Origin of the sequence: Streptomyces sp. NPDC059003 (assembly GCF_042740445.1) — a bacterium.
Classification (GTDB): domain Bacteria; phylum Actinomycetota; class Actinomycetes; order Streptomycetales; family Streptomycetaceae; genus Streptomyces.
Genome location: NZ_JBHYJH010000367.1, coordinates 1 through 3,827, shown reverse-complemented (window position 1 = coordinate 3,827; position 3,827 = coordinate 1). Strand labels below are relative to the sequence as shown.

Sequence of the window (3,827 nt, the reverse complement as noted above, 5' to 3'; positions counted from 1 at the left end):
CCGCATCACGTGATGCGGTGGCCCGATTCTTTGTTCAGGCGCGTACCCCATGGGAAAAAGCGGCTACCGGGACGCGGGGTGCGTACGGCAAGATCCTGGAATGGAGCGCGTACGTGACGTAAGAGAGCTGCCGAAGGCCCATCTGCATCTGCATTTCACCGGGTCGATGCGGCCCTCCACACTCCTGGAGCTCGCCGACAAGTACGGGGTGCACCTGCCGGACGCGCTGACCGGCGGGAAGCCGCCCAAGCTGCGGGCGACCGACGAGCGCGGCTGGTTCCGCTTCCAGCGCCTGTACGACATGGCGCGGTCCTGTCTGCGCGAGCCCGAGGACATCCAGCGGCTCGTGCGGGAGGCGGCCGAGGAGGATCTGCGGGACGGCTCGGGGTGGCTGGAGATCCAGGTCGACCCGACGTCGTACGCGCCCCGGCTCGGCGGTCTGATCCCGGCCCTCGAGGTCATCCTGGACGCCGTCGACACCGCGTCGCGCGAGACCGGGCTCGGGATGCGCGTCCTGGTCGCCGCGAACCGCATGAAGCACCCGCTGGACGCCCGCACGCTGGCCCGGCTCGCGGTCCGGTACGCCGACCGCGGCATCGTCGGCTTCGGGCTCTCCAACGACGAACGGCGCGGCATGGCGCGGGACTTCGACCGGGCCTTCGCCATCGCGCGTGAGGGCGGCCTGCTCGCGGCGCCGCACGGCGGTGAGCTGACCGGGCCCGCGTCGGTGCGCGACTGCCTGGACGACCTGCACGCGCGCCGGGTCGGGCACGGGGTGCGCGCGGCCGAGGACCCGCGCCTGCTGAAGCGGCTCGCGGAGCGGGGCGTGACGTGCGAGGTGTGCCCGGCGTCCAACGTCGCGCTCGGCGTCTACGAGAAGCCCGAGGACGTACCGCTGCGGACGCTGTACGAGGCCGGGGTGCCGATGGCGCTCGGCGCCGACGACCCGCTGCTCTTCGGCTCGCGCCTGGCCGCGCAGTACGAGATCGCGCGGCGCCACCACGGCTTCACCGACGCCGAACTCGCCGACCTCGCGCGGCAGTCGGTGCGCGGGTCCGCCGCCCCCGCCGACGTGCAGGAGAAGCTGCTCTCCGGAGTGGACGCGTGGCTGGCTAGCTGATGCCGCCGAGCAGGGTGCGGGCGAGGCCGGCGGCGAACGTGTCGACGGGCTGCGGGGGGCGGCCCTCCTCGGTCATGTCGTACGCGAAGGCGCGCTGGGCGCAGGCCCCCAGGAGCAGCGACGCCGCGGCGTAGGTGTCGGCGTCGGGGCGGATGCGCCCTGCCTTCTGTTCGGCGCGCAGATAGGCGTCGAGGCCGTGGATGGGCTTGTGCGGGCCGGTGCCGAGGGCGCGCATGGCCTCTTCGTGGCGGCGCTTGAGCTGGGGTTCGGCGTAGAGGGACGCGGCCATCGGGAAGGTCTGCTCGTAGAAGAGCGCGGCCTGGCGGGCGATCGCGGTGAGGTTCTCCTCGACGGTGGCGGCGCCCGGCTCGGCGGCGAGCTTGTGCAGGAGCGCGCCGAGGCCGGGAAGGCGTTCGCTGAGGACCGTGACGAACAGCTCCTCCTTGTTCGCGAAGTACTTGTAGAGCGCCGCTTCGGAGCAGCCCGCCGCTTTGGCGATCTCCTTGGTGGTGGTGCGGGCGAGCCCGATGGTCCCCATCAGCTCCTTGGCCGCCTCAAGGATCCGGACGCGGGCGGGCTTCTGCTCCATGCGGTCTCCAACCAGCCTTGACGCGAGGGTGAGTGTCCACTCACTCTAAAGGTGAGTGAATACTTACCCACCTCAGGAGGCGGTGCGCGATGAAGCTCACGGTGTTCGGCGCCACGGGCGGTGTCGGCCAGGAGCTCGTACGGCAGGGGCTCGCGGCGGGGCACAAGGTCACGGCCGTGGTGCGCGACCCGGCGCGGTTCACGGTGACCGGGGCGGGCCTGGAAGTGTTCCGGGCGGATCTGACGGACGTGGAGGCGCTGCGCGGGGCCGTGGCGGGGCGGGACGCGGTGCTCTCCGGGCTCGGCGCCCGCAAGCGCACGGACGCGGGCGTCGCGGCGCGGCTGACGCGTTCGGTCCTCAAGGCGATGGAGGCCGAGGGCGTGCGCAGGCTCCTGGTGGTGAGCGCGGGCCCGCTGGGCCGGGTGCCGCGGGACCAGCCGCTGCTCGACCGGGCCTTCCTCGCGGTCCTGAACCGGGTCCTGAAGGGCGTCTACGACGACCTGCGGGCCATGGAGGACGAGCTGGCGCGCAGCGCCACGGACTGGACCTCGGTGCGCCCGCCGAAGCTCCTGGACAAGCCGGTGACCGGCACGTACCGGACGGTGGTGGGCGGCAGCGTGCGCAAGGGCCGGACCCTGGCGCGGGCCGATGTGGCGCACGCCATGCTGTCGATGATCGACGACGGGGCGACGGTGGGGCAGGGGGTGGGGGTCGCGTACTGAGGCCTCGACGGTTTTTGGGTCTCTACGGAGAGGGGCGGCCTCTACGGAGAGAACCATCCTCTACGGAGAGAACCGCCCTCTACAGAGAGGAGCGCCCTCTACAGAGAGATCCGTCAGAGGCTGACGCCCACCGTGACCGGCTCGTTGACCAGCGTGACCCCGAAGGCGTCCTGGACTCCGGCGACGACCTCGCGGGCGAGGGCGAGCAGGTCTTCCGTGGTGGCGCCGCCGCGGTTGGTCAGGGCCAGCGTGTGCTTGGTGGAGATGCGGGCGGGGCCCTGGCCGTAGCCCTTGGTGAAGCCCGCCTTGTCGATCAGCCAGGCCGCGGAGGTCTTCACGCGGCCGTCGCCCGCGGGGAACGCGGGCGGGTTGGTGTCGGGGCCGAGCCGCTCCGCCACGCGCGCGTGGAAGGCGGTGAACTCCTCGTCCGTGAGGATCGGGTTGGTGAAGAACGAGCCCGCCGACCAGCTGTCGTGGTCCTCGGGGTCGAGCACCATGCCCTTGCCCGCGCGCAGCTTCAGGACGGTCTCCCGGGCGAGCGCGGCGGGGACCCGGTCGCCCGCCTCGACGCCGAGCGTGCGGGCCGTCTCCGGGTACGCGATGGGCGCCGAGAGCCCGCCGGCGTCCTCGAGCTCGAAGCGCACCCTGAGGACGACGAAGCGCTCGGGGTCGGCCTTGAAGCGGCTGTGCCGGTACGAGAAGGCGCAGTCCGCGCTCGGGATGGTGACCGTCTCCCGCGTCCTGCGGTCGTAGGCGACCACTTCGGTGATCGTCTGGGCGACCTCCTGGCCGTACGCGCCCACGTTCTGGATCGGCGTCGCGCCCGCGGAGCCGGGGATGCCGGCCAGGCACTCGACGCCCGCGAGGCCCGCGTCGACGGTCCGCTCCACGGCGTCCGTCCAGACCTCGCCCGCCGCGAGCTCCAGGCGGGTGCCGTCGAGGTGGAACCCGCTCGTGGCGATCCGCAGGGCGGTCCCGTCGAACCCCTTGTCCCCGATGACCAGGTTGCTGCCGCCGCCGATGAGCAGCAGCGGCGTACCGGAGTCGTCGGCCTCGCGGACGGCGGCGATCACCTCGGCGTCGGTCGTGGCGGTGATCAACCGGGTGGCGGGGCCGCCGAGCCGGAAGGTGGTCAGGGGGGCGAGCGGGGCGTCGTGAAGTACCTGCACGCATACCAGGGTATGCGGGCCCACCCCCACACCCCGGGGCCGACCCCTCTCCCCACCCACCCGCCCGCCCCTGCGACCGCAGCCCCAGCCCCCACACACGGTCGAGGCTCCGCCCCTCTCCCCCCACATCACCGCTCCCCACCTCGCCCTCAACCGTCGGCAGGCTGTCCCTTCCCCACCCACCCGCCCTTCCCTGGAGCTACCGCCCCAGCCCCCACCCTCGAATG

General features: G+C 72.7%; 4 protein-coding genes. 2 read left to right on the top strand and 2 right to left on the bottom strand.

Going from position 1 to position 3,827, the window contains the following annotated elements; all coding sequences use genetic code 11:
• Positions 1-100: 100 nt before the first annotated feature.
• Entirely contained in the window at positions 101-1,120 is a 1,020-nt protein-coding gene (locus ACFWZ5_RS45495) for an adenosine deaminase (RefSeq protein WP_384806418.1), read from the top strand.
• Here the strand turns inward: ACFWZ5_RS45495 and ACFWZ5_RS45490 are convergent.
• The gene (locus tag ACFWZ5_RS45490; protein WP_384806416.1) at positions 1,113-1,709 is read right to left on the bottom strand and encodes a TetR/AcrR family transcriptional regulator; all 597 of its coding nucleotides are present in this window, start codon (positions 1,707-1,709) and stop codon (positions 1,113-1,115) included. The genes ACFWZ5_RS45495 and ACFWZ5_RS45490 overlap by 8 nt on opposite strands.
• Before the next feature lie 89 nt (positions 1,710-1,798).
• On the opposite strand from ACFWZ5_RS45490, the gene ACFWZ5_RS45485 reads away from it, so the two are divergent.
• Entirely contained in the window at positions 1,799-2,431 is a 633-nt protein-coding gene (locus ACFWZ5_RS45485; protein WP_384806414.1) for an NAD(P)-dependent oxidoreductase, read from the top strand.
• Between the two features lie 113 nt (positions 2,432-2,544).
• On the opposite strand, the gene ACFWZ5_RS45480 is transcribed toward ACFWZ5_RS45485, so the two are convergent.
• Entirely contained in the window at positions 2,545-3,600 is a 1,056-nt protein-coding gene (locus tag ACFWZ5_RS45480; protein WP_384806412.1) for a UDP-N-acetylmuramate dehydrogenase, read from the bottom strand.
• Positions 3,601-3,827 lie beyond the last annotated feature (227 nt).